Genomic DNA, 2912 nt, shown 5'->3' with positions numbered 1-2912 from the left:
ACCACTTGCGCTCCCGCCGCAGGGCGTGGATCTGGGCGACCAGGACCGGATCGAGTCGGTCAGGTGAGCGCCGGGGCCGGCTGGACCGGTCCTGAAGTCCTGCCTCGCCTTGAGCCTTGTAGCGGGCGACCCAGGTGGCCACCGTGGGCCGGCTCACCCGGAACTCAGCGGCCACGTGTGCCTGCGGGATCCCGTCGTGCAGGTGGCGGTGGACCATCCTGAGACGGCCAGTGGGGGTCAGGGGTGCGTTAGCGTGAGTCATGAGTGGGCCTTTTCGAGCAGGTCGGTGGTGTAGGAACTTCCATCCTGCGGGAGAGGCCCACTCGTCTCATCTCAGCCCGGCACCCATGTCAAGAACCTCATGACCCACAACAGCTTGCCTCCTCGAGATCATCCGAGACCTCGGGGCCGACCGGACGGTGGTGATCTCTACGCACCTGGTGGAGGACATCCTGGCCACGGCCGAACACGTGGTGGTGCTCGCGAACGGACGGGTCACCCACGCCTCGCCGCTGCAGGACCTGGTCCCGAAGGGGGTCGACGCCGGCCACGCGACCGCCACCGTGACCCGCCTGCTCAGCGGCGCGCCGCCGGAGAACCTCTGATGCACGGACCCCGTGGTCGCCTGGAATCCATGTCCGTCGGTCTGGTCGTGCTCACGACAGCCGCGGTCGCCGCCGCCCTGTTCGCGTCTCGGCATCGGTGGCTGGGATGGCCTCCGGCCGCGGTGGCGCAGGCGACGGAGTTGGCGGTGGTGATCCTGGCGATCACCGGCTCGGCGGCGTTGGCGTGGGCGACGATCCCACTCCGCGCGGCATCCACCGGTGAGCAGCAGAGCCTGTCCGTTCGCACCCCGCTCGAGCGACTTGCACCATTGCTGCGGTGGGCGACCGCCCTCTGTGCCCTGGTCCATGTGCTGGTGCTCTCCATTGTGGCCACCGCCTCCTTCACTCTGGCCGGAGTCGGTCCGGTCGCATGGTCCTGGGGCGTCCTCGTGCTCTGGGCCCTCGGTTCGTGGGCCTGGAGCGTGAGCCTCTGCGTGTGCGGTGTGGCGGTCGGCTGGTGGTTCCCGCACCGCTGGGCCCCCGTCCTGGCCGCTGTGCTGGGATACGCCGGGACCTACGTGCTGAACACGACCGTGGACGCGCCGGCGGCAGCACTGCTCACACCTTCCCCCTGGACCGGGTGGCAGACGGACATGCCGGCTGGTCTGCCGGCGGGCCTCTGCGTGGCGGCGGCGGTGGCCGTGGGTCTGGCTCTGGTGGCGGCTGTCGTCGGGCGCCGGCGAACTGCGGTGTTCGCCGGGTTGACGGTCCTTGTGTGCGGGTTCCTGGTATCCACCGTTCCGGAAGGACAGCTGCGTCGTCCGACCGATCGAGTCGCCACCTGTACTGACGGGCGTGCCGAGGTCTGTCTGTCTCCCTGGAGCGCACCCGGGCTCGGACGCTACTCCCGGTTCGTGGAGGAGGGTCTGGCCGAGCTGCCGGCGCCGCTGCGTCCCGTTCGCGTGAGTGACGACCCTGATCTCCTCCACACGGATCCGGAGGGTTCAGCGGATTCCGGACTGCTGGTGCCCTCCGCCGGAGGCAATGAGGTGGTCACCGCATATCCGGACCGTGCCCAGACCCTTGCAGGTCTCGGGCGCGGGCTGCTGCTGGCACGCTGTTCCTCCGACGACGGCCCCCAGGCCTCCGCGCAGGACGGCAGTGTCCTCGGACTGGAGGCACAGACCGCCCTCTTCTACGGCTGGGGCAGCGCTCTCGGTGTACCGCCGGACGACCTGCGCGCCCCGTACGACACGCCGTTGTCCGAGCACCCTGGGTTCACCGACGAAGAGCGACAGCGCCTCAGCGAGCGGGCCGCCGCCTTCGCGGACCTCGCTCCCTCCGAACGCCGCGACTGGTGGGCCTCGCATGCAGACGCCGTCGCCTCCTGCACCCTCTCCGAGGCGGACCTGCCATGAGACGGTGGTCGTTCTCGGGAGGGTCCACCACCGCCGCTGGGGAGAGGCCATCGTCAGGCGGGATCCTCCCGGTGCGGGCGTGGCTTCTGGCCCATGGATGCACATGGGCTCCGCTGGCAGGCATCCTCTGCGGGATGGTGCTGGCGGCCGTGGCGATGACGGTGGGACTGCCTCGCGTGGCTCCCTCGACGGTGCTGCTCGACGACGCCGCCACCGACCCTGCCGCGGCCGGCCTCGCGGTGCAGGCCGGGGTGTGTGGCGCCGCAGCGCTTCTGCTTCGCGATCGCCTCGCCTGGATCACGGACGTCTCGACGCGGTCGATCGTGTTGCGGCGTCTGGCCTGGGGCTTCACCCTTACCGTGTTGCTGGCGGCGGTGTCGGGCATCGCCTGCCTGCTCCTCCCGAGGGGTCTGGACCCGGTGCACGTGTTCCTGAGCTTCCCGTTGTTCTGGTGGGGGCTGGCGATGATGGCTCTCGTGCTCTGGGGTCCGACGGCGGGCACCGTGCTCCCGCTGGCCGTGTCCGCGGTGTTCGCCCTGTCCCTGATGCCCTGGGAGGCGAATGTGCTGTTCAACGCGGACCTGCTGGGTGCTCGCCTCGGAGTGGGCGCGGCACTGTGGGCCACCGGCATGGTGCTCTATGCGGTGCGCGGGGCGCGCCGGCAGCGCGGCGTGCGGGATGACGCGATCTGAACCGGCCGTCGTCGGGAAGGCGGCGGAGCCGGTGAGGGGCGGGGCCACCGGGCTGGGAGTCGACCGATCGCCGAGCGACGCTGGGCTACCGTGAGACTGTGACCGCACAATCAGCTACGCACCCGCGCGACACCGCCGCCGGAAGGGAGCCGCTCCTGCCCCGCACGGGCCGTGTGGTGCTTGTGCTCTGCGCCCTTCTCTAGGGCGTGTCAGATGGTCTGTGTAAGCCGTACCGAGAGGAACGGTAAGAATCATGA

4 protein-coding genes are annotated in these 2912 nt (G+C 70.3%); 3 read left to right on the top strand and 1 reads right to left on the bottom strand.

Annotation, left to right across the window (positions count from 1 at the left end; translation table 11 throughout):
* Window positions 1–262: helix-turn-helix domain-containing protein (locus FM125_RS08930; RefSeq protein WP_143745221.1), on the bottom strand; the 262-nt coding region annotated here is incomplete at its 3' end.
* A gap of 160 nt (window positions 263–422) precedes the next feature.
* Between FM125_RS08930 and FM125_RS08925 the strand changes: the two genes are divergently transcribed.
* The 3 genes from FM125_RS08925 to FM125_RS08915 all read left to right on the top strand — a co-directional run bounded on the left by FM125_RS08925 (window position 423) and on the right by FM125_RS08915 (window position 2655).
* Entirely contained in the window at window positions 423–605 is a 183-nt protein-coding gene (locus tag FM125_RS08925; RefSeq protein WP_143745320.1) for a hypothetical protein, read from the top strand.
* Between the two features lie 29 nt (window positions 606–634).
* Entirely contained in the window at window positions 635–1963 is a 1329-nt protein-coding gene (locus FM125_RS08920) for a hypothetical protein (protein WP_087134361.1), read from the top strand.
* Between the two features lie 134 nt (window positions 1964–2097).
* Complete coding sequence (locus FM125_RS08915; RefSeq protein ID WP_143745318.1) at window positions 2098–2655, top strand: hypothetical protein; 558 nt, start codon at window positions 2098–2100, stop codon at window positions 2653–2655.
* Window positions 2656–2912 lie beyond the last annotated feature (257 nt).

Origin of the sequence: Micrococcus lylae (genome assembly GCF_900163825.1) — a bacterium.
GTDB classification, from domain to species: Bacteria; Actinomycetota; Actinomycetes; order Actinomycetales; family Micrococcaceae; genus Micrococcus; species Micrococcus lylae.
The sequence above is the reverse complement of the archived record's forward strand: the minus strand, read 5'-3'. Positions and strand labels throughout refer to the sequence as shown.

Coding starts and splice junctions, on each gene's coding strand:
- FM125_RS08920 (WP_087134361.1), top strand. CDS start 635: ATGTCCGTCGGTCTGGTCGTGCTCACGACAGCCGCGGTCGCCGCCGCC.
- FM125_RS08915 (WP_143745318.1), top strand. CDS start 2,098: ATGGTGCTGGCGGCCGTGGCGATGACGGTGGGACTGCCTCGCGTGGCT.